This window comes from Emcibacter sp., assembly GCF_048269205.1.
GTDB lineage: Bacteria > Pseudomonadota > Alphaproteobacteria > Sphingomonadales > Emcibacteraceae > Emcibacter.
On the sequence record NZ_JBLXJC010000002.1, the window covers coordinates 306,045 to 330,761 of the forward strand.

General features: G+C 53.2%; 24 protein-coding genes. 11 read left to right on the top strand and 13 right to left on the bottom strand.

The genetic code is table 11. The features are described 5' to 3' along the window. Positions 1-14: 14 nt before the first annotated feature. Together ACN0YD_RS10210 and ACN0YD_RS10215 are read left to right on the top strand one after the other, a co-directional pair. A complete protein-coding gene (locus ACN0YD_RS10210; RefSeq protein WP_417319430.1) occupies positions 15-1,568 on the top strand; it encodes an oligosaccharide flippase family protein in 1,554 nt (517 codons plus the stop codon). Between the two features lie 105 nt (positions 1,569-1,673). Then, positions 1,674-1,994, top strand: a complete 321-nt coding sequence (locus ACN0YD_RS10215; protein WP_417319432.1) for a chorismate mutase — start codon at positions 1,674-1,676, stop codon at positions 1,992-1,994. Here ACN0YD_RS10215 and ACN0YD_RS10220 read toward each other — a convergent pair. From ACN0YD_RS10220 to ACN0YD_RS10235, 4 genes are all read right to left on the bottom strand, one after another. Beyond that, the gene (locus tag ACN0YD_RS10220) at positions 1,951-2,544 is read right to left on the bottom strand and encodes an adenylate kinase (RefSeq protein ID WP_417319433.1); all 594 of its coding nucleotides are present in this window, start codon (positions 2,542-2,544) and stop codon (positions 1,951-1,953) included. The genes ACN0YD_RS10215 and ACN0YD_RS10220 overlap by 44 nt on opposite strands. 114 nt (positions 2,545-2,658) lie before the next feature. Beyond that, complete coding sequence (locus ACN0YD_RS10225) at positions 2,659-3,474, bottom strand: hypothetical protein (protein ID WP_417319435.1); 816 nt, start codon at positions 3,472-3,474, stop codon at positions 2,659-2,661. 125 nt (positions 3,475-3,599) lie between these two features. Further along, the gene (locus ACN0YD_RS10230) at positions 3,600-4,316 is read right to left on the bottom strand and encodes an NTP transferase domain-containing protein (RefSeq protein ID WP_417319437.1); all 717 of its coding nucleotides are present in this window, start codon (positions 4,314-4,316) and stop codon (positions 3,600-3,602) included. Beyond that, positions 4,313-5,431, bottom strand: a complete 1,119-nt coding sequence (locus ACN0YD_RS10235; RefSeq protein ID WP_417319439.1) for an inositol-3-phosphate synthase — start codon at positions 5,429-5,431, stop codon at positions 4,313-4,315. Before ACN0YD_RS10235 ends, ACN0YD_RS10230 begins: the two co-directional genes overlap by 4 nt. 453 nt (positions 5,432-5,884) lie before the next feature. On the opposite strand from ACN0YD_RS10235, the gene ACN0YD_RS10240 reads away from it, so the two are divergent. Both ACN0YD_RS10240 and ACN0YD_RS10245 read left to right on the top strand, forming a co-directional pair. Next, positions 5,885-6,352, top strand: a complete 468-nt coding sequence (locus ACN0YD_RS10240) for an FKBP-type peptidyl-prolyl cis-trans isomerase (protein WP_417320205.1) — start codon at positions 5,885-5,887, stop codon at positions 6,350-6,352. An 8-nt stretch (positions 6,353-6,360) separates the two neighbouring features. Continuing rightward, the gene (locus tag ACN0YD_RS10245) at positions 6,361-6,765 is read left to right on the top strand and encodes a DUF423 domain-containing protein (RefSeq protein WP_417319441.1); all 405 of its coding nucleotides are present in this window, start codon (positions 6,361-6,363) and stop codon (positions 6,763-6,765) included. A 226-nt stretch (positions 6,766-6,991) separates the two neighbouring features. Here the strand turns inward: ACN0YD_RS10245 and ACN0YD_RS10250 are convergent, their stop codons facing one another. From ACN0YD_RS10250 to ACN0YD_RS10265, 4 genes are all read right to left on the bottom strand, one after another. After that, positions 6,992-8,326 carry an ATP-binding protein gene (locus ACN0YD_RS10250; RefSeq protein WP_417320207.1) on the bottom strand — a complete coding sequence of 445 codons (1,335 nt, stop codon included), beginning with the start codon at positions 8,324-8,326 and terminating at the stop codon, positions 6,992-6,994. Between the two features lie 63 nt (positions 8,327-8,389). After that, entirely contained in the window at positions 8,390-9,073 is a 684-nt protein-coding gene (locus ACN0YD_RS10255; RefSeq protein ID WP_417319442.1) for a response regulator transcription factor, read from the bottom strand. Continuing rightward, positions 9,070-9,519, bottom strand: coding sequence for a PepSY domain-containing protein (locus ACN0YD_RS10260; protein ID WP_417319444.1), 450 nt, complete (start codon positions 9,517-9,519; stop codon positions 9,070-9,072). Before ACN0YD_RS10260 ends, ACN0YD_RS10255 begins: the two co-directional genes overlap by 4 nt. 130 nt (positions 9,520-9,649) lie before the next feature. Then, the gene (locus tag ACN0YD_RS10265; RefSeq protein ID WP_417319446.1) at positions 9,650-10,681 is read right to left on the bottom strand and encodes an NAD(P)/FAD-dependent oxidoreductase; all 1,032 of its coding nucleotides are present in this window, start codon (positions 10,679-10,681) and stop codon (positions 9,650-9,652) included. 181 nt (positions 10,682-10,862) lie between these two features. Here ACN0YD_RS10265 and ACN0YD_RS10270 point away from each other — a divergent pair, with 181 nt between their 5' ends. The 4 genes from ACN0YD_RS10270 to ACN0YD_RS10285 are packed head-to-tail and all read left to right on the top strand — an operon-like array spanning position 10,863 to position 15,976. Continuing rightward, on the top strand, positions 10,863-11,864 hold the full coding sequence (locus tag ACN0YD_RS10270) for a right-handed parallel beta-helix repeat-containing protein (protein ID WP_417319448.1): 1,002 nt from the start codon (positions 10,863-10,865) through the stop codon (positions 11,862-11,864). Positions 11,865-11,903: 39 nt separating this feature from the next. Then, positions 11,904-14,123: a VanZ family protein gene (locus ACN0YD_RS10275; RefSeq protein WP_417319450.1), complete on the top strand. Its 2,220-nt coding sequence runs from the start codon at positions 11,904-11,906 to the stop codon at positions 14,121-14,123. Positions 14,124-14,127: 4 nt separating this feature from the next. Further along, positions 14,128-15,297: a mechanosensitive ion channel family protein gene (locus ACN0YD_RS10280; protein WP_417319452.1), complete on the top strand. Its 1,170-nt coding sequence runs from the start codon at positions 14,128-14,130 to the stop codon at positions 15,295-15,297. 52 nt (positions 15,298-15,349) lie between these two features. Further along, a complete protein-coding gene (locus tag ACN0YD_RS10285) occupies positions 15,350-15,976 on the top strand; it encodes a DUF938 domain-containing protein (protein WP_417319454.1) in 627 nt (208 codons plus the stop codon). A gap of 9 nt (positions 15,977-15,985) precedes the next feature. Here the strand turns inward: ACN0YD_RS10285 and ACN0YD_RS10290 are convergent, their stop codons facing one another. Then, the gene (locus ACN0YD_RS10290) at positions 15,986-17,314 is read right to left on the bottom strand and encodes a dihydroorotase (protein ID WP_417319456.1); all 1,329 of its coding nucleotides are present in this window, start codon (positions 17,312-17,314) and stop codon (positions 15,986-15,988) included. Between the two features lie 167 nt (positions 17,315-17,481). On the opposite strand from ACN0YD_RS10290, the gene wecB reads away from it, so the two are divergent. From wecB to ACN0YD_RS10305, 3 genes are read left to right on the top strand one after another with little or no spacing between them, the layout of a single operon-like run. After that, positions 17,482-18,627, top strand: coding sequence for a non-hydrolyzing UDP-N-acetylglucosamine 2-epimerase (wecB, locus tag ACN0YD_RS10295; RefSeq protein WP_417319458.1), 1,146 nt, complete (start codon positions 17,482-17,484; stop codon positions 18,625-18,627). Further along, positions 18,602-19,435, top strand: coding sequence for a YgfZ/GcvT domain-containing protein (locus ACN0YD_RS10300; protein WP_417319460.1), 834 nt, complete (start codon positions 18,602-18,604; stop codon positions 19,433-19,435). Before wecB ends, ACN0YD_RS10300 begins: the two co-directional genes overlap by 26 nt. Next, the gene (locus tag ACN0YD_RS10305) at positions 19,428-20,006 is read left to right on the top strand and encodes a DNA-3-methyladenine glycosylase I (RefSeq protein ID WP_417319462.1); all 579 of its coding nucleotides are present in this window, start codon (positions 19,428-19,430) and stop codon (positions 20,004-20,006) included. The genes ACN0YD_RS10300 and ACN0YD_RS10305 overlap by 8 nt, the downstream gene beginning before the upstream one ends. Before the next feature lie 324 nt (positions 20,007-20,330). Here ACN0YD_RS10305 and rodA read toward each other — a convergent pair whose 3' ends face one another. Genes rodA through mreC form a run of 4 tightly spaced genes read right to left on the bottom strand, consistent with a single transcriptional unit; the run spans position 20,331 to position 24,713 of the window. After that, the gene (gene rodA / locus ACN0YD_RS10310; RefSeq protein ID WP_417319464.1) at positions 20,331-21,479 is read right to left on the bottom strand and encodes a rod shape-determining protein RodA; all 1,149 of its coding nucleotides are present in this window, start codon (positions 21,477-21,479) and stop codon (positions 20,331-20,333) included. Next, the gene (gene mrdA, locus ACN0YD_RS10315; protein WP_417319466.1) at positions 21,479-23,332 is read right to left on the bottom strand and encodes a penicillin-binding protein 2; all 1,854 of its coding nucleotides are present in this window, start codon (positions 23,330-23,332) and stop codon (positions 21,479-21,481) included. Before mrdA ends, rodA begins: the two co-directional genes overlap by 1 nt. Before the next feature lie 5 nt (positions 23,333-23,337). Then, positions 23,338-23,853: a rod shape-determining protein MreD gene (gene mreD / locus ACN0YD_RS10320; protein ID WP_417319468.1), complete on the bottom strand. Its 516-nt coding sequence runs from the start codon at positions 23,851-23,853 to the stop codon at positions 23,338-23,340. Beyond that, complete coding sequence (gene mreC, locus ACN0YD_RS10325) at positions 23,853-24,713, bottom strand: rod shape-determining protein MreC (protein WP_417319469.1); 861 nt, start codon at positions 24,711-24,713, stop codon at positions 23,853-23,855. The genes mreD and mreC overlap by 1 nt, the downstream gene beginning before the upstream one ends. Positions 24,714-24,717 lie beyond the last annotated feature (4 nt).

The window sequence follows — 24,717 nt, forward strand, 5'->3', positions numbered from 1 at the left end:
GATAGTGGTCCCGTATGACCTCCATCACACCAGCTGACGCCGGCGAACAAAAGGACAAAAAAGACATCGCCAAGGGTGCCGGCGCCAATTTTGCAGGCTTCATTGTTCGTCTCGGGTCAAGGCTGCCTTTCCTGTTTCTGGCGGTCGCCCTGTTCGGCAATGAACTTTATGGCCGGTATAACTATACCATCACCACTATCGAAATTGCCGCCGCCTTCGCCACATTCGGCCTGAAACGATCCCTGTTCAAATTCATTCACGACCGGGAATATTCCAAGGAGTATTCTCCCGAACAGGTCATTCTCACCGCACTCTGCTGGTCGCTGATGGTCGGATCGGTTCTGGTTCTTGCCCTGATCCTGTCAGCTGAAACGCTGGCGGCCATTTTCGACTATCCACAGATGGTGGACGGCCTGGTCAACCTGGCGCCCATCCTTCTTGTCATTACCTCCGTGGACGTGATCCTGTCCGGCACCCGGGCGACCCGGAAGATGCGTTACGAGGTCTGGTCCCGCAGCATCGTTGAACCCTATGTGTTGCTGGGGGCCATGCTGGTGTTCTATTTCCTGGGATATCGTGAAACCGGGCTTCTTATGGCCTATGCCGTGGCGCTTTTTGCAGCCCTTCTTGTGGCCATCTGGGGCGCGCTTCACCTTTTTTCCTTCAGGAACTTCGTCTGCAAACCGCCCTGTTTCTACCTGATCCGCCGTATCGCAAGCTTTTCCGCCCCCACGGCCTTTCACGACATGGCGCTGCTGATCTTCATGCGGATGGATATTTTTACGGTAAAATTCTTTTTCTCCGAAGCGGTGCTCGGCGTCTACACCATTGCCCAGCAGTTCGCCACCAGTGTGGAGAAAATTTATCAAAGCTTCTACCCGATCCTGGCGCCAGTCATGTCCAAAAGCCTGATCAATAAGGATTATGCCCTGGTAGAACGGCATATGATTATGGTCAGCCGCTGGATCCTGATGGTGCAGTGCCTGATCGTGGTCTGGTCCGGTTTTTACGGCGAAGCGGTCATCACCGCCGTCGCCAACGACGGCACCGATCCGAACATCCTGCATGTGGGTGGCATCATTTTATTCCTGCTGATGGTGGGAGAAACCATCAATGGCGGCTTCGGCACGTCGGACCTGCCGCTGATCTATAAAAATCCGTTGTTCAACCCGATCATCTCCCTGATGATGATCCCCTTGTATGTGGGGCTCGCCTGGCTGTTTACACAGGTCCTGATGATTGATGCCTCCGGTGTGGCCCTGGCGCTGATGTGCACTTACCTGACCATGAACCTGATCCGCATGATGCTGATCAATCACCTGTTCGGGATCAACATGTGGCGCCTGAAACTGTTCAAGGTGCCCTTCGCCGCCATGATCAGTTCCGGTATCTTCTACTGGGCCAAGCAGGCCATCCCGTTCGACGTTATCCACGGCTGGGGTGTTTTCCTTGGCATTCCCGTCCTGATCCTGATTTATGTCCTGGTCCTGGTGATTGCCGCATTAGAGCCCGAGGACAAAGCTCATCTCATGGAAAAATGCCGCCGCCGCAAAGCCGTAAAAGCATAATCGGGTAAAATCAGGTCTTTTAACGTTCAACTATTTTCTGCTAAAGTCTGGCCGAACAGCCGCGCCACCGGCATGTTGAGCCAAAGTTTTTTTGGGAGTGACCGAATGAATGAAGAATACCGGCCAAGCGAACAGCAGTTGAAAGACAAGCTGACCTCCTATCGGGAAAGCATCGACAACATTGATGCCGCCCTTGTCTATATGCTGGCCGAACGCTTCAAGGTGACCCAGAAAGTGGGTGAATATAAAGCCAAATATGACCTGCCGCCCGCCGACAAGGACCGGGAAAAGCGCCAGATCGAACGGCTGCGGAAGCTCGCGGAAGATGCCAACCTGGACCCGGATTTTTCCGAAAAGTTCCTCAATTTTATTATCAAGGAAGTCATCCGCCACCATGAACAGATCCGTGAGGCGGAAGGGGAATAGTCTCGAGGAACCGCTCGGCATCCTTTGGGCTGCGCAACCGGACAAACTGAAGGTGATCATAGGGCGACGACTGAATCAGGTTTGCATATTTCCTGCGGTTGGAAAAATAGGTTTTGAAGACCCACAGGATCATGGACTCCCGACTGAAAAACAATTTTCCAAATGTTTCCACATTTCCAGTATCCGGCCAGACTTCACGGCCCGACCAGGCCCGTTGCCAGGATCGTTTCGTGATTTGCCACAGGGTACGGATAAAGGAATAATCCAACCAGACAACCATTGTAGCGTGCGCCCACTTTAGCGGGATAGTATTTGTATAATTGCCATCCAGCACCCATTGCTCCTGCACCAGCTCGTCGCCAAGCTTTGCCAGCAACCTCTTTTCGTCTGTAGCTTGCCAGTTCGGACCCCAGTTCAACCTATCCAATTCAATAAGGGGAATATTCAGCCGCTCGGCCAGCCGGGCGGCAAAGGTGGATTTGCCGCTGCCACTGGTCCCTACTACATTGATGCAGCACAGCTCGAGCTCTGAAAATATCGAATTATCCATACTTTCCCCCTTATAAAACAGGGCCAGTCTCCTAACACGCCTGATACATAATATCAAAGATATTTCCTGGAGAGATGAGAAACAAAAAAAAGCCGGACATTCTGCCCGGCCCTCTCATATTTTCTGTAATTCGTCCTCGAGATACTTCAAACTATCTCGCAATATTGTTTCATCGGTCTCGCCCCTTATACGCTCGTATGTTGTTGTCTCTGTATCGACCGTAATTCCGATTTCATCGTTATATACATAGATCGTGATTGGACATTCTTCGAATCTCATAAGTACATAAACATCTCCCCAGACTTTGTCTTTCGCCTCGACCATATGCGACACAGGGGCAAGGTTATGACTTTTCAGGACTTCCTCAATTTCCCCCAGCGCACGAACCTGAAATACTGTCAGTCTATCAAGATCGACTTCTATTTCACCCGTGTTTGGTAACTCCTTCCCCTTTTCAAAGAGTGAGTTATTAAGCTCCCCCTCGGCCTTGTCCCCGAGCCAGGTTCTTATTTCCTGCATCTCCCGGAACTTGAACATACGCATATTTATGACAATGGCATCCTTGCCGAGATGTGTGACAGGCAACAGGGCTAGGCTATATGGAGGAATATTTTCGGACGACCACGGGGCAAGATGGTTCAGCATTGCTTTCACTCGAAAAATACCGCGGTCAATTTCTTCCCGTTTTAGCGATTTCCAGCCCCTTAAAAGACTTCTGTATCTGATTTCATTTGAAGACAGGGAAATACAATGGCCCCCCACCCACAACTGAACCAGAATGAACCAAACTCCCAGAGGAGCAAGTATGGTCCAAAATTCCTCAACCTCTTTACCCATGAATGCAATAATAAGGAACAATAGCAAAACGATACCGCCCCCGAGCGTTAGCCCAAGCATTATATGAGCCCGTAAACTTGCTCTGAATGTCATTGTATCCCCCTGTCAGATAAATGGATTATTGTCCTCTATAAAAAATCCTGTCAAGAAATTCCCGGAGACAAAAAAAGACCGGACGTAACCGCCCGGCCTTTTTTAAGCCTTGAGTATTTATATCTCTACAACTTGCCGTCGTTGACCAGAACGATGGCCTTGCCGTAGGCCATGGGATCATCCACATCGAGCCACAGCTTGTCACCGATGTCGAAGGTGCGGGCCTTGCCGCGGCTGCCCAGAACATTCATGGCGCCGGAGATGCTTTCGTCGCCTTCCCGCGCACTCTGCTCCAGCGCATCGAACATAACCGGGGTGCAATAGAAGATGCCGGTATCAAAGGCGTTATAGTCCTTGATCACCTTGCCGATATTTTCGATCTTGCCCGGCGTACATTTCACCCGGGTCACATCATCCAGATCGATGATCGGATTGTCGATCTTGTAATCGACACAAAGGGTCACCGTTTCGGACTCATGATCGGATTTGGCCAGGTCCCGGAAAATTTCCGGATCCACCAGATGATCGCACATGGTAAGGACGAAATCGCCGTCAATATAGTCCTTGGCGGCATAAACAGAAAGGCCGTTCGGGCGCTGCCATTCCTCATTGACAATATGGGTTATGGACAGGTTGTCCCGTTCGGCAAGCTGGTCAAGAAAGGCACGGACCTTGGTCCCGCGATATCCGGTGACAACATAGATATCGCTAATGCCTCCCTTGACCGCATTGGTGATGACCCGCTCGATCAGGGGAACGCCGACCAGCTCAATGAGCGGCTTGCTTTCCCCCTTTTCGCGGAGCCTGCTGCCCTGACCGGCAGCAACAATCAGGAGTTTCACTCGGCAGCACTCGCCAGTGAACGCTCTGCGATGAATTTTTCTGTCATTTCATACGCCTGATCGTCTGTATACTGAACCGGCGGATGTTTACAGAAATAGGCAGAGGCCGCTGTCAGGATACCGCCCTCGTTGTTGTCGAGAGCCAGTTTACAGCAACGGATCATGTCGATGGCCACACCGGCTGAGTTCGGGCTGTCTTCCACGGACAGGCGCAGTTCCAGGTTCATGGGCACGCCACCGAACAGGTCCCCTTCCATGCGCAGGAAACAGACTTTGTTGTCGTTCTGCCACGGAATATAGTCACTTGGGCCAACATGGATGTTTTCATCATCCAGACGGGCACCGGCAACAGCCTGAACGGCCTCGGTCTTGGACTCTTTCTTGGAGGCCAGACGATCCTGGTTTTTCATGTTCAGGAAGTCGGTGTTTCCGCCGGTGTTCAGCTGGTATGTGCGGTCCAGGACCACGCCGCGCTTTGCGAACAGGTCGGTCAGCGTACGGTGGGTAATGGTCGCGCCCAGCTGTGCTTTGATGTCGTCACCGACGATCGGCAGGTTGGCATCTTCGAATTTCTTCGCCCATTCCGGATTGGAAGCAATGAAGACCGGCATGTTGTTGATGAAACCAACACCGGCTTCCAGCGCACATTCGGCATAGAATTTGGCAGCTTCCTCGGAACCCACAGGCATATAGTTGAGCAGGATTTCAGTACCGCTGTCTTTCAGCTCCTTAACGATGCTTTCCTTGGTGCCCTCTGCAGCGTCGGCCACAACAAAGGTGCGGTTTTCGTCATAGTTGGCCATGTGCGAAGACACGCCGTCGAGGATCTTGCCCATTTTCACAATGGTGCCGCTTTTCGGCAGATCACGGTGAAAAACAGTTGTACAGTTGGGTTTTTCAAAGATGGCATCATTGACATCCTTGCCCACTTTGCGCTTGTCCACATCAAAGGCAGCAACCACCTCGATATCGCAGGGACGGTACCCGGCCACTTCCCAGTGCATCAGACCGGGGACCTTTTTGCCGGCCCGCTCCGGTGTATAATAATAGATCCCCTGAATCAGGGAACTTGTACAGTTGCCGATACCGGCGATTGCGATTTTGATTTTAGACATTTTTGTCACCTTATCCTGTCTTTATCGTGTTTATTCTTAAATATTGATCTTGGTTATTCTGAATTTTGCCGAAGCTCACAAATTAAAAAAGGCCACTATGTTCCCTGGAATCTCTTCAGAAAAGCGGCCTAAAATCACAATTCTACATATATCATATAACTGTAACCGAACAACAATATAACTGTTACATGAAATGATATAATAGGCATGCCTTGTTTTCTATCCGGCTATCGAGCCATCAGATAGTGTCATCAATGTGGCGTCTCAAGTCGCAAAATCCATGTAACGGTTACATTCCCCTTCCCACATCTTTCAACATTACGCCTTGGATATGCCAATCTTTTGCGCTATAGAAAGCGGGTTTTAACAAAATTGCATAAATTATGGAGTTAAGGGATGCCATCGAGCCTCAAATCAGCACTTTCAACAGCTTTCAAACTGATCACGGTTTTTATGTTAGCCGCAGTCATCACAGGCTGTTCCGAGAGTGGCGAGGAGTCCGGTGACCAGGCTTCGTCAAAAGAGACAAAGGAAGACAACGTGTCAGAGTCAAAAAGCTTTCTTGAAGAAAACAAAGACAAACCGGGAGTAAGCGTCACCGCAAGCGGCCTGCAATACAAGGTTCTGCTGGAAGGAACCGGCAAAAGCCCCGCCGCCACGGATACAGTGACCGTGCACTACGAAGGCACGCTTACAGACGGCACCAAATTCGACAGCTCCTATGATCGGGGCACACCGGCCAGCTTTCCCCTGAACCGGGTTATCCGGGGCTGGACCGAAGGCCTGCAGCTGATGAAAGAAGGCGGAAAATACAAATTCTTCATTCCTTCCGATCTGGCTTATGGCCCCCAGGGCGCCGGTGGCGTGATCGGCCCGAATGAAGACCTGATCTTTACCGTTGAACTGATCCGCGTCAACTAGACCACATTATGATTTTCTGGCGGCTCTTTTTCGTTATTTCAGCCCTGAACGGCTTTTTTGCCGTACTGCTGGGCGCCGCCGGGAGCCATATTTTTTCATCCAGAATGATTGAAGGGGGCTCTGCTCTCTTCAGTCTCGCCAGCCAATATCACATGTGGCACAGCCTCGCCCTGCTGGGCTTGAGCCTTTTTTCCCTGAAACAATCCCCCTGCAAAGATATAATCCCCCGGATCAGCGCCCTGTTTTTCCTGATAGGGATCATACTGTTCAGTGGAAATCTTTATGTCCGGGCCTTCAACGATCCCTATAGCCTGTCCTTCCTGATCCCCATCGGAGGCACATTCCTGATGGCAGGCTGGCTGATCCTGGCGCTGTCAGTGATCTGTATCGGCAAAAACATTACATTGAAATGAAATGAAGGTTCAGACGGCCCCGGAGTGCATCATGCACAAGATGTGGGGGAGGGGATTTTGCTACATAAGGTCCCGGGACCGTCTAACTCGGAAACCGGTATTTACCGGTTCATAACTCTTGATACGTCGTAGCCAGAAATAAACTTTCGCTTTTATTCACAGCTTCGTTGTCTTGAAGTAAATATAGTGCTGTGAAACTGAACGGCCCATGAACGGACACTGAAAATCAGAAAACAGCGGCCGGCAAACTAATTTTCACACGCAATCCCGCGTCGCCACCGGCCTTTTCCCCTGCCCGATTTTCTTCCAGAATGATCTCCCCGCCATAAAGGTCCACCAGGTCCCGGACAATTGAAAGTCCCAGACCGGTGCCGGGCTTTTCTTCGTCCAGTCTGCCACCGCGCATAAAGGCGGCGTCCCTTTCCGCAGGATCAATACCCGGACCGTCATCTGCGATCTCCAGATCAAGGGTATCCTGATGGCGTGCACAACGGACGACAATTTTCTTCCTTGCCCATTTCCCGGCATTTTCCAGAATATTGCCGAGGATCTCCTCCAGATCCTGCCGCTCTCCCCTGAAGACAAGAGGCTCCTCCGCCTCCCCGACCTGCACGTCAAACTCCTTGTCGCGGTAAATCACTCCCATGGCCCGGCAGAGATCCCTCAGCACCGGCATCACTTCCGTCCGGCTGCTGATAACCTTTGCACTGGCCGCTGCCCGGGCGCGATGAAGATAATGATCCACATGCCGGCGCATGGCATTGACCTGCCTGACCACCACTTCGGAAAAATTGCCCGTTTTCTGCAAACTCGCCTCGTTCAGAAGAATAGCCAACGGCGTTTTCAAGGCGTGAGCCAGATTGCCTACCTGGGTTCGGGAGCGCTCTATCACCTCGTCGTTATGATCCAGCAGCGCGTTCAACTCGTCGGCCATGGGCTGGATTTCCGACGGAAAATCATCCGGCAACCGGTTGTCAGTCCCCCGCCGGATACGGCTCAGGGAGTCCCGCACCTTGCGCAGGGGCTGCAGACCGAAAAACAGTTGCAGCAACGAGGCCGCGATCAGGCCGCTGCCCAGTATCCCCAGCGACCAGAACAGGATATTGTCAAACTGCGCTGACTGGGCCTCCAGCTCATGTTTATTGATGGCCACAGTATAGCGAAACACCGTATCGGAACCTGCAATGGTAATATCCCGGTCCAGGGCGCGCAGGGACTGTCCCTCCGGGCCGGTGAGATCATAGAAAACCGGGCTTGAAGCTTCCCTGTCAAGGTCGGGAGACAGGCTTTCGTCCCACAGGGATCGTGACCTGTAGGGATCGGAATCCTTGGCGGAAATCTGCCAGTACCAGCCGGAATAAGGTTGCTCGAAGCGGGGTTCGGACAGGGCCCGGTAAAGATTCAGGTCTTCCTCGAACTCGATGCCGCTGATCCCGATCAGACTGTCCATGACGCCGCTGAGACGTTCGTCCAGATTCTGTTCGATGATCCCCCGGAAGGTGAGCGAGAGCACATAGCCGCCAATCAACAGGACAAGAACCGTCCAGACTGCGGAAACCACCAGCAACCGGAACCACAGCGACTTGTTTTGTCGGTGTTGCGCGGAAAAAAGTCCTATTGTCCCCTACTCCTCGTTGACCTGTTCATCCTCCGGTTCGACGAGCTGATAGCCCATGCCCCGGATGGTTTTCAGAATATTCACCCCCAGTTTCTTCCGGATGCGGGTGACAAAGACCTCAATAGTGTTGGAGTCCCGGTCGAAATCCTGATCATAAATATGTTCGGTAAGTTCCGTCCTGGATATGACCTTTTCCGGATGGTGCATCATATAGCTGAGAAGCTTGTATTCCTGCGCCGTCAGCTTGACCGGGGAGCCACCCACTGTCACCCGGCTGGTGCTCGTATTCAGTGTCACCGTACCGCAGGAAAGTTCTGGCGAAGCCTTGCCGGCAGCCCGGCGGATCAAGGCGCGAACCCGGGCCAGAACTTCTTCGACCTTGAAAGGCTTGGTCACATAATCATCGGCGCCGGCATCAAGTCCGGCCACTTTCTCGGACCATTCATCCCGCGCGGTCAAGACCAGAACCGGTGTCTCAACCCCATGGTTGCGCCATTTCCTGAGAACGCTCAGACCATCGATCACCGGAAGGCCGAGATCGAGAATAATGGCATCGTAACTTTCTGTTTCTCCCAGAAAGTGACCATCCTCCCCGTCAAACGAGGTATCAACGGCATAGCCGCCGTCTTCCAGAATGGCTTTCATCTGGCGGGACAGGTCTTTATCGTCTTCAACCAGCAGCAATCTCATTTCTTGTTTCTCCCCTGAACACGCAAAACGGTCGCATCCCTGGCATTGAGTGTCACGTCCAGCAGGCGGCCGTCTTCGGTCAGTACCTTGACAACATAAAGATAGGGAACATTCCTGTTGTTCAGTTCCAGAAGCTGCACATCCACGATCCGGCCCGGGTAGGACTGTTTGACAGTCCTGCGGATACGGCTCAGAGACACGATTTCGCCATTACGCACGGCCTGCTGCACCCGGTCATGTCCTGAAAAAGGCGCTGTCTCCCGCTTGCTTGTGGGTTTCATGCGCTGCATGACACTGGGTTGGCGTCTCTGGGAAGGAACGGTCTGGATGATGGCATTCTGGGCCAGGGCAACAGAAACAGGCGCAAACGCATGGCATAGCCCCGAACCGGACAGTGCCAGAACAAGAATAAGAACCGTTATTCTGCCTGTTTTTAGAATTCCCATACAACCCTTTTACAGCGGCATCTCTTAATCCGGGATGAATGCCCCGGTACCGCCAAACAAACCGCCAGGCAATAAAATATACAAGCTTTCCCAACCTGCAAAGCATTTCCGGGTGATTTCCGAGAGACTTTTACCTGACGCCCAGCCTGTCTTGCAGGACAGAATTGGTTGTCGTATAGCCGCCGGCTATTTTCTGATCGGGATAGGCATATTTGAATGCCGCGTGCGCCATTACCGCTGCTTCATAAAAACCAGTCAGGATAAGCTTCAGCTTCCCGGGATAGACACAGACATCCCCCACGGCAAAAATACCATCCGTCGCGGTCATGAAGGTGGACGGATCAACCTCCACATTGTTCCTGGCCAGGTTAAGCCCCCAGTCCGCAATGGGACCGAGACTGATCTTGAGCCCCAGGAAAGGAAGCAGATAATCGCAGGAGACCTGGACTTCCCCGCCGTCCTTTTTCCGGATTGTTACCCTTTCCAGTTGCCCGTTTATCCCGTCAAGGGCACAGACCTCCCCGATCATAAGATCAATCAGTCCCTCCTCTGCCAGTTGCCGGACCCGGAGAGCAGAATCCGGCGATCCCCTGAATTCCGGCCGCCGGTGTACGAGAGTGATTTTCTGCGCCAGCGGCTGCAAATTCATTGTCCAGTCGAGGGCGGAATCACCACCGCCTACAATAACCAGGCGCTCCCCCCTGAAATGTTCCATTTTATGAACCGCATAGCGTATGGACAGCTCCTCATAAACCTGCAGGTCCTTGTAAGGCGGCTTTTTCGGCACAAAACTTCCTGCCCCGCCAGCCACAACCACTACCGGTGCCGTAACCTCAACCCCCTGGTTTGTGGTGATACGCCAGTGCCCGTTGTCCAGCCTGTCCAGAGAAGAGGCCTGTTGATTGAAATGAAAAACCGGTTCAAACGGGCTGCTTTGTTCAATTAGATTGTCAATGAGTTCCTGCCCTGTGACCCGCGGGCGCGAGGGAATGTCATAAATCGGCTTTTCCGGATAGAGTTCGGTACATTGCCCGCCCGGCCGGTCAAGGTTGTCAATCAGATGGCACTTCATCCCCAGAAGACCGGCCTCGAACACCGCGAACAGCCCCACAGGACCCGCACCGATAATAATCATATCTGTCTTGTATGTTCCCTCTCCCATGCCGGGCTCCTTATATTTTTTGACTGAGACGCACACAACCAGGGTACTTAAATGGAACAACTAATATGCAGATTTTACTTGGTTGCGAGCCCAAAAACCAGTGTAAAAGCCCCCAAACCAGTGTAAAAGAGACTCCCGGGGTTCACCGGACAAGTGGTTGGCAAACGGCAGGGGAGAAACCATGCAACCCAAAATCCGATACCGCGCCTTGAAACTGGTTAGCGCCACCTGCTGGCTGATGCTGGCGGGCGCCGCGGCGGCTCATGCCGCCATTTTGCATGTTGGACCGTCCCGCGACTATAAAACGCCGTCCGCAGCATTGAAAATTGCAGAGGACGATGACGTGATTTTCATTGATGAAGGCCTCTACAACGGTGATGAAGCCATCATTTCCCGGAACAACCTGAAAATTATCGGCCTCGGTCAGGCGCCCCGTATTACAGCACCCGAAAAGATCAAGAACCGCAAGGCCATCTGGGTGATCAACGGTGACAATGTGACCATCCGCAACCTGGAGCTTTCGGGTGCGCAGGTCCCGGACCGTAACGGCGCCGCCATCCGTCACCAGGGTGGCCTGCTCATCCTTGAAAAGCTGAAAGTCCATGACAATGAGATGGGAATTCTGACGAGCAACAAGAAAGAGGCGAAACTGATCATCCGGGATTCGGAAGTTTACAACAATACCCAGGACTACTACACGACCGGAAAACTGTCCCACAATATCTATGTGGGGACCATTGCGGAATTTCTGATGGAAGACAGTGTCGTCTATGGCGCCCGCACCGGCCACAATGTGAAAAGCAGGGCAAAAAAGAATATCATCCGGCAATGCGTCATTTCCGACACCAATGACTTTTCAGCAAGCTATCTGATCGATTTGCCCAACGGTGGCGACGCCCTGGTGGAAAGTTGCACCTTGATCAAGGGAAAGGCGAGCGAAAACAACGCCCTGATCAGCTACGGCGCAGAGAACAGGAAGCAGGAAGGCAACAGCCTGACCCTCAAAAACATTGTCGCCCGGGCGGACGGCGGCAACCGGATACTGTTGCGTAACCACAGCATGACGTCCCCGGTTCTGGAAAACAATCAACTGGAAAATATTTCCGGAGAATCCGATCAGGACTTAGAGATATCTGACTTTTTCGACAATCTCCTGTATAAGATCAGGAAATGGCTGCAATAAGTCCCGAAGACGGACACAGGTAAGGGGATATCCAGGGTCGTGCGCAATATTTTCCTGTTTTTCGTTCTGGCCATCATTTACGGCTCCGTTTTTCCGTTCGGTTTTGATTTCGGCCGCTGGACCGGCACCGGTATAGATGCCCTGTTTGCGACCTGGAACAGGTTCGGCAGCCTTGGTGACATCCTTGGAAATATCGCTCTGTTTCTGCCCTTCGGTTTCTTTGGTGAAGCCCTCTGCAGGAAAAAAACCAACCGGCGGGCTGCAAGACTCTGGCTGATCCTCGGCGGTTTCGTTCTGGCTGCCGGTCTGCAATTCCTGCAAATTATGATTCCGCGGCGCGTGCCGGAACTGACGGATGTTTTATGGAACATGCTGGGAATTTTTCTTGGTCTGTGGGCTTTCGGGCTGGGCAGGAAGCACATTCCCGAGGTGCATCTGGAAGCCAGGAAGATCATGCCGGCCAGCTTGCTGCTGCTCTTTGCTATTTTTCTGTTTGCTCCCTTTGTGCCGACCATAGATCTGCAGGAAATTAAAAACAGCCTGAAACCGATCTTTTTTGCACAATCCATCAGGATTGACTACGTCCTGCTCTATTTCACGGTCTGGCTTTTGTTTGCCCATTTTGCCCGCAATCTGTTCGATCGGCCGGTCCTGAAAAACCACAGCCTGCCGCTTATGTTTTTTTTGTCCCTCGGGATACGAATTTTCATCACACGAAACTATCTGTCGCTTGAAGAGCTTCTGGCTGGACCGGCGGCCATTCTGATCTGGTATATCGGCCTCAGAAATACGGCGAAACCGGAAAAAATTCTGGCCTGGCTGATTGTCGGCGGCCTGCTGTACAAAGACCTCACCCCTCTGGACTATGGCCTGTCGGTGGGCCGGGGATTCATGATGATCCCCTTTGTTGGCTTCCTGGCCGGTGACATACTGTCCAATCTGGCCACCCTGTCGGCACGCCTCTATCTTTATGGCGCCCTTGTGGTGCTGATGCGGGACCTGCATTTCAGCTATCGCAAATGCGGGGTTTTACTGCTTGTGCTAACCGGCGGCAGCGAATTTCTACAGGTCTTCAATCCTCATCACTATGCGGAAATCACCAATCCACTGATTGCCCTCCTGATGCTGTGGTATTACCGCATCCTGCATCAAACGGTGCCGGACGCGGCCCCGAACAGGGATGGCATTACGGAAGAGGCCGAACACACCGACATTGCTGTCCCCCACCCCGTCAAAGCCACCCCGCAAGGGGTACGGCCGCTGCTGATCAAGGTGTTCCTGACCACCCTTCTGCTGACGGCCGCCATTTCTCTGGTTCTTGAACTGCCGGGCATTCCCTACAACGTGAAAGAACTGTTTCTGCTGGATGGTTACCTGATCACCATTTTCCCCTTCGCCCTGTCAGTCCTCTGGTTTGGCATGGCTGTGCCGCTGATCGGCCGCTTCAGCCTCGGCATCGGCAAAAAACAATATCTTGTCTTTCCGGCCCTTGTGGCGGCGGCCCTGCTGATCAACCTGCTACTCCTGAAAATCAGTGTGACCGAAGACAGCCTCATGGACATCATGGGCGCCCAGACCCTGAACCGGGATGTCATGCTACGAGGCGCCTGGGGAGACTTCGGCGTCTGGCTGTTTTCCACCCTCAAGGCACCGGGCCTTGTCAGTCAGATGGAACAGATTGTTCGTTTTATAGCCCTGTTTTTCCCGCTCACATCCTGGCTGGCCATTTTCCATATGGGCTTTGATGTATCGGAAAAATTCGCCATTCATGACCGGCGCAACAGAATCAAGCTGCTCCTTTTGACGGTTCTGGAGTTCGGCCTCTACTGCCTGCCGTTTTTCCTGCTGGCCAAGTTCATTTCCTTTGACTGGTCGACGACGGACAACCTCAATGAGCTGATCCGTGAAGACGGCCTGTGGAGCCTGTTCCTCTATCTGCTCCTGATAATCCTTTGCCTCAATGTGATCCTTTTGGTCAGGCTGAAATTTAATCTCCTGCCAAAGACATTAATCACCATTGCTGCCCTGTCCCTGACCTGGTTCTGCCTCAACCTGGGCCTGGAAAGCGAAATTCATAAATACGGTGAAATCTTCTCCGGTGTTGATTTTCTGCTCGGGCCTGATAGAAAAATACTGCTGCCCGAACCGGTTCTGTTTCTCAGATGGACCATCCTTTATCTCGGCGGCGTCTTTTCCCTGGCATGGGGAATTAAAATAACATCCAGAGCAATCGAATCTGAATCCGGCGGGGCGAAATAGCAGTATGAACAAGGAATCTCTCGACAATTTCATCAATCTGGTCGTCGAAGTCTGGCAAAAGGGGGTTTACGGCGTCGATGTGAGCCAGATCATTCTGGCATTGCTGGTCCTTTTCCTATCCTTTGTCGTGAGAGGCCTGTTCAGCAGATTTGTCATCAACTGGCTGGAAAGACTGTCCCGTCGCACCGAAAGCGACGTGGACGACGAAATCATCGAGGCCCTGGATGGCCCCTTGCGCTTCATCCCCATTGTATTCGGTATTTTCATGGCGACCGAACTTCTGGAATTGAACGGGATGCTGGAGAAAGGGGCCCTGATGCTGAACAGGTCGCTGATTACATTCAACATCTTCTGGGCCCTGTTTATGATGATCACGCCGCTAAGCTTTACCGTTCGCCGGCTGCGCACCGTCTTTTCAATCAGCATGGTGGAATGGATGGTCAAGGCGCTGAAGGGCCTCGTCATCTTCCTCGGCATTGCCGCGATCCTGGAAACATGGGGGATCGAAGTGGCCCCGCTGATTGCCGGGCTTGGCCTGTTTGGCGTTGCTGTCGCCCTTGGCGCCCAGGACCTTTTCAAAAACCTGATCGCCGGCCTGTTCATTATCGGTGAACAGCGTTTTCAACCAGGTGACTGGGTCAAGATCGACGATGTTGTGGAAGGCACAGTGGAAAGCATAGGTTTCAGGACGACCATGATCCGCCGCTTCGACAAGGCCCCGGTTTATGTCCCCAATTCCAAACTTTCCGACAATGCGGTGACAAACTTCTCCCGCATGACCCATCGTCGCATCTACTGGAAAATCGCTCTGGTTTACGGCACAACCGTGGATCAACTCAAGAATATCCGGCAACAGATTTTCGACTATGTGAGCGGAAACGATGATTTCGCCAGCCCCGAAGAGGTTTCCACCTTTGTCAATGTGGACAGCTTCAACGACAGCTCCATCGATCTGATGCTTTATTGTTTCACCCGGACGACAAACTGGGGTGAATGGCTGGAAATCAAAGAGCGCCTGGCCTATGAGATAAAGACAATTGTCGAGCAAAACGGTTCCAGTTTTGCCTTTCCCAGTCAGTCAGTTTATCTGGAAAGCCTGCCGGAAGGCGCGGAAACATTCCCCATCCCCGGGAACACCGGCAAGAGCGAGGCCTCAAGTGTAAACGAAAATTAATTTTTTAGAAATTTTTGCCTGATATACCCTTGCAGGCGTAAGGGGAATATGAATGAACACGGTCAAAGAAAAGCTTGCGTCGCCAGCTGCGGCCCGAAACCGCGATCACATACTGGATGTCCTGAAAGTGACATTGCCACGTCAAGGCACCGTGCTCGAAATCGCCAGCGGCAGCGGTGAACACGCCATCTATTTTACGGACGCCCTCTCCCCGATCATGTGGCAGCCCAGCGATCCCGACCCAACTTGCCGCGGCAGTATTCAGAGCTGGTGGTGGGATGTGCAGTTGAACAATATCCTGCCGCCCATCAACCTCGATGTCTGCCGGGAGCCCTGGCCGGTGGAGACCACCCCGCCGGCAGAACCGATCAGCTCTATCGTCTGTATCAACATGATCCATATTGCACCCTGGAAGGCCTGCGAATGCCTGATGAGGGGGGCCGGGCGCATACTGCCCAAAGGCGGCATTCTGTATCTCTACGGCCCCTACAAGGAAAAAGGAGAGCATACCGCCCCCAGCAATGAAGCTTTCGACAGGAGCCTGAAAGAACGCAATCCGGCATGGGGTGTGCGTAATCTGGAAGACGTGGTAGCGGAAGCGGAAAAGAACGGTCTCTCCCTTCTGCGCACGGTAGATATGCCCGCCAATAATCTGTCCGTAATTTTCGAAAAGATTTAGCGGTTCAGACTAGCTGCCAAGCGTTTCCTGGAACCGGATCGGTTGTCCTTTGGCTTCCTCGGCCAGGGAGCCTTCCCACATGACCTTGTTGCCGCGAACAAAGGTGCCGACCGGCTGGCCGACGAGATGGCGGCCTGTAAAGGGGCTCCAGCCGCATTTGCTCTGCAGCCAGTCTTCCTCGATAATCCATTTTTTCCTGAGGTCGACGACGGTAAAATCCGCATCATAACCCACGGCAAGCCGCCCTTTGCCAGCAATATTGAAAATTCGGGACGGACCGGCGCTGGTCAGGTCCATGAAGCGTTCCAGCGACAAATTTCCCTTGTTCACATGGTCCAGCAGAAGCGGCACCAGGGTCTGTACCCCGGGCATGCCTGAGGGGCTCTTCGGATAGTCCTGCGCCTTCATTTCCTTTTCATGGGGGGCGTGGTCGGAACCGATCACATCCACAATCCCCACACTCAGCGCTTTCCACAGCCCCTGACGGTGACGTTCATCGCGGATCGGAGGATTCATCTGTGCATAGGTGCCGAGTTCTTCGTAACACTCCGGGGCGGACAGCGTAAGATGCTGCGGTGTCGCCTCCACCGTGGCGATATCCTTATTGGCCGCCAGAATGGCCATTTCATCTTCGGTGGTGACATGCAGTACATGAATGCGCCTGCCGGTCTTGCGGGCAATGCGCAGGATGCGTTCCGTCGCCCGGATTGCCGTTTCCTCGTCACGCCAGACCGGATGCTGGGAAACGCCGCCCGTCTCTGACAATTTCTGTCGTTCGATCAGCCGGTCCTCATCTTCCGCATGAATGGCGATACGGCGAAAACCGCTGGACAGCACCTTTTCCAGAGACTGGTCATCCGCCACCAGCAAATCGCCGGTGGAAGAGCCCATAAATATCTTGATACCGGCGCAGCCCGGCTGCTTCTCAAGGGTTGCGAGGCGCGAAGTATTGTTCGCCGTCGCTCCCACGTAAAAGGCAAAATCACACCACATGCGATTTGTCGCCCGACCGATTTTATCTTTCAGCGCGTCCAGAGTGGTGGTGCCGGGTTTGGTATTTGGCATTTCAAAAACACCCGTGACCCCGCCCATGACGGCCGCATGGCTGCCACTTTCCAAGTCTTCCTTCTGTTCCGCGCCGGGTTCGCGAAAATGCACCTGGGTGTCAATGACACCGGGGAACAGATGAAGTCCCTTGGCGTTCAACACCTCTTTCGCTTCCACATTCCCGAGATGACCGATCGCCACAGTGATACCATCCCGAACGGCCACGTCCGCCGGCTCGATCCCATTGTGAGAAACCAGAACAGCATTGCGGATCAGAAGGTCTATGGTCACTGGAAAAATCCTTTAAGCTCGGTTATACTGGCCCCGATCATGCCAGCTCCGGCACGACTCCTGTCGAGTTTCAGTATCTTAAGTGAATAATAGCATTGGGGGGAACCGACAAGGCATTCTTTGAGAATCCCTCCTGAAATTTACCTAATTTTTTACCGGACCGGCCCATGCAGGAACATCACCGGGTTCTGCTGTGTGCGGGGACAAGACCGGAACTGATCAAACTTGCCCCCGTTTATCGCGACCTGTGCACCAGGCCCTCGTTCAGGCCCTACCTGTGCCTGACCGGTCAGCATGACAGTCTGGTCCGGGACCTGCCCCGTGCCCTGAATATAGCGCCCGATTTCATTCTTGAACGCAACCCGGGTGACGGCAGTCAGCTGGGTCTGATCAAGGGTCTTTCCGCGCAATTGGCGAAAATCCTGCAACAGCTTGCCCCCCGGCTTGTTGTGGTCCAGGGCGACACAGCCAGCAGCCTTTGTGCCGCCATGACGGCAGCACACTGGAATATCCCGATCGCCCATGTGGAAGCGGGCCTCAGAACCCATGACCTGCTCTCCCCCTTCCCCGAAGAACTCTACCGGCAACTGATCAGCCGCCTGGCCAAATGGCACTTCTGCCCGACCCGCAATAATCGCACAAACCTGCTAAAGGAAAATATTCCCCGCAGCCAAATCCATATCACCGGCAACACCTCCATTGACGCATTGCTTGAAGTAAGCCGACAGCAAAAGGAGCCCCTAGAAACCAAGTCCGCCAGACGCCCCTATATCCTCATCACCCTGCACCGGCGGGAAGTCCAGGGAGAACGACTGGCCGCCATTGCGACAGCGTTTGCAAAATTCGCCCGCGCCCATGACGACTTCGATTTCCGGATTGCCCTGCATCCCAGCCCGGCGGTTCGCAACCTCCTGCATCATATCCTGCAGCCGGCAGGCAATATTCAACTGCTGCCGCCCATGGACTATCCGGACTTTGTTCCCCTGATGAAAAACGCCTTCGCCATCCTGTCCGATTCCGGCGGCATCCAGGAAGAAGCCCCTGCCCTCGATGTGCCGGTCATCGTGATCCGGGAAAAAACCGAGCGCCAGGAAGGGGTCCAAAGCGGCTGCCTGAGACTGGCCGGACATGACCCGGAGAAAATATTTTCCGAACTTTCCATGTTAATCCGCGATCGGGATCATTATATTGACATGTGCAATGCGAAGGCACCTTTTGGCGACGGCCGGGCCGGCCGCCAGATCGGCGCGATCCTGGAAAACCTAATTAAAGAACAAACAACCGGATATGAACAATCCCATCTACCATCTTGAAAACAGGAAGATATTTTCCCTTAGCGGACCTGACAGGCTGAATTTCCTGCAGGGCCTGGTGACAAAAGACGTGAACAGGATAACGGACGGCGGCGTTCTATACACGGCCCTCCTGACCCCACAGGGCAAATATCTTTTTGACTTCTTTCTCTATAAGTCCGGCGACATAATTTATCTGGAATGCGAAAAGGAACGGGCAGATGACCTCTACCGGAAACTGATGATGTACCGCCTGCGCTCGGAGGTGGAGATTACTGACGAGGCTGACAGGCTCACGCTGTTGTCCCTGGACCGGCCGCTGGACAGCGCCTTGGTCTGCTGCGCCGATCCGCGCCTGCCGGAACTGGGATACCGCGCCATTGTCACGGACCTTCCCGAGGGCTGTCTTTCCCCTGGCAAGTCGGAATATGACAGGAAACGCCTTGGACTTGGCATCGCCGAAGGAGCACAGGAATTCATTGTCGACAAATCCCTGGCGCTTGAGGGAAATATGGAAGAACTGAACGGGGTTGATTTTGACAAAGGCTGCTATGTGGGCCAGGAAATTACCGCCCGGACCAAACACCGGGCTGTCATCCGCCGCAGATTTGTACCTGTAAATGTCGAGGGCCCCTTGCCCGCCCCGGATACCCCTGTGCAGAACGAAGACGGCCTGGAAATCGGCATCTTGCGTTCCGGCCTAGAAGACCAGGCCATCGCCTACCTCAAACTGGAGAAGATTACATTCGGCAAGAGCTATCGCTGCGGCAATGCCACGATCGTCCCCTGGAAACCCGACTGGATGAAGCTGGAAGAAAAAAATGTCTGAAGTGAAAAGATGCCGCTGGCCGGGGGATGACCCGCTCTATTGCGCCTATCATGACGAAGAATGGGGTGTGCCGGTTTATGATTCCCAAGCGTTGTTTGAGAAGCTGATCCTCGACGGTTTTCAGGCCGGCCTCAGCTGGATCACCATTCTGCGGCGCCGGGAAAGCTTCCTCAAGGCCTTTGACAATTTTGATCCCGAAAAAATCGCCGCTTACGGTGAAACTGATATCGAACGTCTGATGAATGATCCCGGCATCATTCGAAACCGGCAGAAGGTGCTGTCCACCATCAAAAACGCCCGGCTCTATCTGGATATCGAGGCTGAAAAGGAAGGCGGCTTCAGCGAACTGCTCTGGAGCTTCACCGGTGGTAAACCGCTGTACAATGCCTGGGAGGAAAATTCCCAGGTCCCGGCGGTCACAACAGAATCAGAAAATATGAGCAAGGCGCTTAAAAAGATGGGCTTCGGTTTCTGCGGCCCGACAATCTGCTATGCCTTTATGCAGGCCGTCGGTATGGTCAATGACCACATAACCTCCTGCTTCAGGCATCAGGAGGTTATGCGGTTCTAGGTTTATGACGCCGGAATTACAGCGAAAAAAGAATTGTCACGAGACAAAGTGCTGCTCCAAGCAGGAAAGCCTTCCAGAATTCTCTGGCGATCCGCGTGCGTTTTATGCGAAATCGCAAGGAATTCTGAAACTCTGACTCGGTAATCTCAAGCTGGTTGATAGTCATGATATATTCCCCGGTAAAAATAATACTTTCGGGTTTTGTTATTCTGCCCGTAACGCCTCCGCCGAAAGCGCCTGCATAATAGTTAATAAAAAGTTAACAAGCAATGCCTAATGCGGACTAATTCATTGAGACTAGAGGACTATCTCCAGCTAGACGAATCAGGCGAAAGCGCCACCGCGGGAAATCATGGTATCCTTGTGCAGAGCGACGCACAGAACGAAACCAAGACCGATCAGAAGGGTAAGCATGGCCGAACCGCCGTAGGAGACCAGCGGCAACGGAACCCCCACGACCGGCAGCATGCCCATGACCATGGCGATATTGATGAAGACATAGAGGAAAAATGTCACCGACATACCGAGTGCGAGCAGTCGGCCGAACTGACTTCTGACGCTCATGCTGACCAGGATGGCATAAGCCAGCAATGTCAGATATAGAAACAGAAGCCCCAGCCCGCCGATCAGGCCGAATTCCTCGGACAGGACAGTAAAAATAAAGTCAGTCTGCTTTTCAGGCAGAAAATTGAGCTGGCTCTGTGTTCCCTGTACAAAACCCTTGCCGTAAAGGCCGCCCGACCCAAAGGCAATCTTGGACTGAATAATATGATAGCCTGCGCCAAGCGGGTCCCGCTCCGGATCAAGAAAGGTCAGCACCCTTTCTTTCTGGTAGGGCTTGAGAAAATTCCAGGCGCTGATTGCGGCGGGAATGGTGGCAATCAGTCCAGCGATAAAAATCCACATTCTGACCCCGGCCGCAAACAGAATGGCAATGCCGCCGAAAGCAATCAGCAGGGTGGTTCCCAAATCCGGCTGGCGAAGCACAAAGAATGCCGGCATGACGATCAGTATCACCGGCATCAGAAGGCTTTTGTACGTGGACTGGTCCTCGTTGGACAAACAATGAAAATAGCGTGCCAAAGCCATCACAAGGGCGATTTTCATGAATTCGGAGGGCTGCAGATTCATAAAGCCGATATTGAGCCAGCGCTGGGCTCCCATCCCGGTATGCCCCACGAATTCCACCGCCACAAGCAGCAGAAGCGACAGAAAATAAAGCGGATAAGCCAGGAACATCCATATCCTGAGATCAACCAGGGCAATAACAAGCATGCAAGCCAGACCGATCAGAAACCTGATCAACTGACTTTTGGCCCAGGGCTCAAAGCTGCCGCCGGCGACGGAATAGAGAAGAGCGAGGCCGGTACAGCCAATGGCCACGACCACAGCAACAATCAGCCAGTTGATTTCAGAAACCTTCTGAAAAACCGATCTTCTGCCCCGGCGTGTATTTCGGGAAAGAGCTGTCATCAGGCCTGCCTCTCCCCCTTCTTAAGCATGTCATCCTTCTTGTATTTTTCCTGGACGTAACGCATGACATCCGCCGCGATGGGAGAAGCCGTCGAGGCACCACCACCACCATGTTCCACAAGGACTGAGACAACATACCGGGGAGCCTCCACAGGCCCATATCCTACAAACAAGGCGTGTTCCCGCTCAATCCAGGGCTTATCGCCATATTTCCGGATGCCGGTGTCCCGTTCAGCCTTGCTGATCCGGCGTACCTGGCTGGTTCCCGTCTTCCCGCCCATGGAATAGCTCTTGCCGTGTTTGATATAGTAATGAGCCGTACCCTTGGGTTCATTGACAACAGCGGACATGCCTTTCTGCACCAGCCGCAGGTGGGATTGGGAAACGGCGATCTTTTGGGGCTGTACCGGCGTCTCTTCGCCGGAAGGAAGAATAATTCTCGGCTCAACCGCATAGCCGCCATTCACCAGTCGCGAGGTCATAACAGCAAGCTGAAGGGGAGTGGAAAGAACATATCCCTGCCCAATCCCGGCATTGGCTGTGTCCCCGCCCTGCCAGCTCACTCCCTGGGTTGCCTGTTTCCAGCCCTTGCTGGGGATCAGTCCCTCAACTTCACCTGGAATCCCGATATCAAATTTTTGACCAAGGCCAAATCTGTGTGCAACTTCCTTTATCTTGTCGATGCCGACACGGCCAGCCACCTCGTAAAAAAAGACATCGCAGGAACCGGCAATGGCGTCTTCCAGGTTAACATCCCCGTGGCCGTATTTTTTCCAACAGTGGAACGTATGATTGCCAAGTTCATATTTTCCGTTGCAGTGAATTTCCTCGATATCGTCGATAACACCTGCTTCCAGCGCCGCCAGGGCCACGATCATCTTGAAGGTGGAGCCCGGAGGATACATGCCGGAAATCGCCTTGTTGATCAGTGGGGTACGGATATCACGGTTCAATGCATCCCATTTTTTCTGGCTGATCCCCAGATTGAAATCGTTGGGATCAAACGCCGGCGTTGACGCCATGGCCAGAAGATCCCCGTTATGGATATCCATCACCACAATGGCGGCGCTCTGGTCACGCACCCTTTCGGCGGCAAATTTCTGAAGGCCAAGGTCGATAGTCAGGCGTATGTCGTCGCCCGGCACACTGTCCTGGCGGGACAACTCCCGGATCACCCGTCCCAGCGCATTGACCTCTACCCGGCTGTTGCCGCCCTCGCCGCGCAAGCGCTGCTCAAGCTCCCTCTCCATACCGTCCTTGCCGATTTTGAAACCAGGCAGTTCCAGCAGGGGATCATCGGACCGACGCAGATCCTTTTCACTGACCGCGCCCACATATCCCACCAGATGAGCCAGATACTCCTTCTGTGGATAATAGCGTGTGGTGCCTATATCCGGCTGGATGCCGGGCAGGTCGGGAATATTCACATTAACGTGGGCAAAGGTCTCCCAGTCCAGGTTTTGCGCCACGGCAACCGGCAGGAAGGAACGCTGTCTCTTGATGGCTTTCAGTATACGTTTCTGTTCCCTGGCCGATAGCGATACCAGTTCCGACAGAACGGTCAGTGTTTCTTCCACATTTTCGGACTGCTCCGGTATCAGGTTAATCCGGTAGTCCACCCTGTTACCAGCCAGAAGCTCCCCATAACGATCGAGGATCTGGCCCCGTTCCGGTGACAACAGGCGCAGGCTGATACGGTTCTCATCAGCCAGCAGTTCATACTGGCTTCGTCCCACTACCTGCAAATAGTACATACGTCCGATCAGCGCCGAGGACAAAACCATCATTCCCCCGGCAATTATGCTTGCCCGGCGGGTATAGGTTTTATATTTGACATCGTCTGACTGGGACAAAATATTTACCTTTTATCGCCCTTGAGCCGTTTCCGAACCTTGCCAAACCCCCAGGTAATGACCGGGAACATGGCAATTGTCAGCAAACTCTGGCCAACGGCATGCCAGTAATTCAGGACGGTCTTGTAATATATGGACGCCACCGCCCAGCTGCTGAACCCGAATACCAGGGAAATGATGACAAAAATCAGCCAGTTAAACAAAAAGTCACGTTCGAGAAAGTTTCTTCCCTGAAGCAGCACAAACTGTCGGACAAGCAAAAGAAGCAGCGCCATCATGCCCAACGGCCCGCCCCCCAGTATATCCTGCAAAAGCCCGATTATAAAGACCGCACTCACCGGGAGGAGCTCGGGCCGGACAACAGTCCAGTAATAGACCGCGATCAGGGTCAGGAAGGGCATCAGATTGCCGAAATAGGGAATCTTGTAGGGCAACACCGTAATGATCGCCAGCAACAGGCTGAGCAAGAACGGCATCAGCCCCCGGAAACCTATCTCATTCTTTTTTTCCAGAAGTGCCATCAGTTTTTGCCCTCTGCCGGTTGCTCTACAGTCTGTTTGCCCTTCGCCGTATCGGTTTCCGGTGTAGGTGCGATATCATAGGCCAGTACACTGACATAGTTGAGCCGGTACAAATTGGTGGCAAGGGCGACGCGAATGCCATTTGTGCCATTAACCTCGACGACACGGCCGACCGGCATATCCGGCGGAAAGACCTTGGCAAATCCACTGGTCAATACCACATCCCCGACCTCGACCTCCGCCCCAAGCGGCAGAAAATTGAGCAACGGTTTACCACTGTTATCCCCTTCCAGAATGACGTTGATACCGCTGGAAGCGATTTTGACGGGTACCCGGCTGTTCAGGTCGGTAATCAGCAATACCCGCGCCGAAGAAGCCCCCACATTGACGATACGACCGACAATTCCCTCTTCGTTAACCACGGCCATGCCCTTGCGGATACCGTCTTTGGAGCCGCTGTTGATCAGGACGCTCTTGAAAAAGGGACTGCCGCTGTCGGATACCACCCTTGAGGCGGCAACGGTATTCACCGTACCCTGGCGGATATTCAGCAAACTGGAAAGCCGCTGATTGTCGACAACAAGCTGTGAGGCAATATGCTGGTCCTGACGCAACTTCGTATTTTCCTGACGGAGACGTTCGTTGTCCGAATAGACCAGCGCCAGTTTCTGCGTCCAGCTGACAAAATCGTCCGCCGCGTCCAGCGGCTTTGAAAGCACATCAAGAACGGCGGAAAAGCTGTTGAAGACGACGGCACGACCGGCATCCACAGCACCATTGTCGTTTCGTCCGAAGACCAGCAGGGCAAAGGACAAAAGGATGAAGAAGATGGCCGAGAATCTCTGTCCAAACCCCTTCATTTTC

Coding starts and splice junctions, on each gene's coding strand:
- ACN0YD_RS10300 (WP_417319460.1), top strand. CDS start 18,602: ATGAACAATCCCATCTACCATCTTGAAAACAGGAAGATATTTTCCCTT.
- ACN0YD_RS10220 (WP_417319433.1), bottom strand. CDS start 2,544: ATGGATAATTCGATATTTTCAGAGCTCGAGCTGTGCTGCATCAATGTA.
- mreD (WP_417319468.1), bottom strand. CDS start 23,853: ATGGCACTTCTGGAAAAAAAGAATGAGATAGGTTTCCGGGGGCTGATG.
- ACN0YD_RS10305 (WP_417319462.1), top strand. CDS start 19,428: ATGTCTGAAGTGAAAAGATGCCGCTGGCCGGGGGATGACCCGCTCTAT.
- ACN0YD_RS10225 (WP_417319435.1), bottom strand. CDS start 3,474: ATGACATTCAGAGCAAGTTTACGGGCTCATATAATGCTTGGGCTAACG.
- rodA (WP_417319464.1), bottom strand. CDS start 21,479: ATGACAGCTCTTTCCCGAAATACACGCCGGGGCAGAAGATCGGTTTTT.
- ACN0YD_RS10240 (WP_417320205.1), top strand. CDS start 5,885: ATGTTAGCCGCAGTCATCACAGGCTGTTCCGAGAGTGGCGAGGAGTCC.
- mreC (WP_417319469.1), bottom strand. CDS start 24,713: ATGAAGGGGTTTGGACAGAGATTCTCGGCCATCTTCTTCATCCTTTTG.
- ACN0YD_RS10265 (WP_417319446.1), bottom strand. CDS start 10,681: ATGGGAGAGGGAACATACAAGACAGATATGATTATTATCGGTGCGGGT.
- ACN0YD_RS10215 (WP_417319432.1), top strand. CDS start 1,674: ATGAATGAAGAATACCGGCCAAGCGAACAGCAGTTGAAAGACAAGCTG.
- ACN0YD_RS10245 (WP_417319441.1), top strand. CDS start 6,361: ATGATTTTCTGGCGGCTCTTTTTCGTTATTTCAGCCCTGAACGGCTTT.
- ACN0YD_RS10285 (WP_417319454.1), top strand. CDS start 15,350: ATGAACACGGTCAAAGAAAAGCTTGCGTCGCCAGCTGCGGCCCGAAAC.
- ACN0YD_RS10280 (WP_417319452.1), top strand. CDS start 14,128: ATGAACAAGGAATCTCTCGACAATTTCATCAATCTGGTCGTCGAAGTC.
- ACN0YD_RS10270 (WP_417319448.1), top strand. CDS start 10,863: ATGCAACCCAAAATCCGATACCGCGCCTTGAAACTGGTTAGCGCCACC.
- wecB (WP_417319458.1), top strand. CDS start 17,482: ATGCAGGAACATCACCGGGTTCTGCTGTGTGCGGGGACAAGACCGGAA.
- ACN0YD_RS10235 (WP_417319439.1), bottom strand. CDS start 5,431: ATGTCTAAAATCAAAATCGCAATCGCCGGTATCGGCAACTGTACAAGT.
- ACN0YD_RS10260 (WP_417319444.1), bottom strand. CDS start 9,519: ATGGGAATTCTAAAAACAGGCAGAATAACGGTTCTTATTCTTGTTCTG.
- ACN0YD_RS10255 (WP_417319442.1), bottom strand. CDS start 9,073: ATGAGATTGCTGCTGGTTGAAGACGATAAAGACCTGTCCCGCCAGATG.
- ACN0YD_RS10210 (WP_417319430.1), top strand. CDS start 15: ATGACCTCCATCACACCAGCTGACGCCGGCGAACAAAAGGACAAAAAA.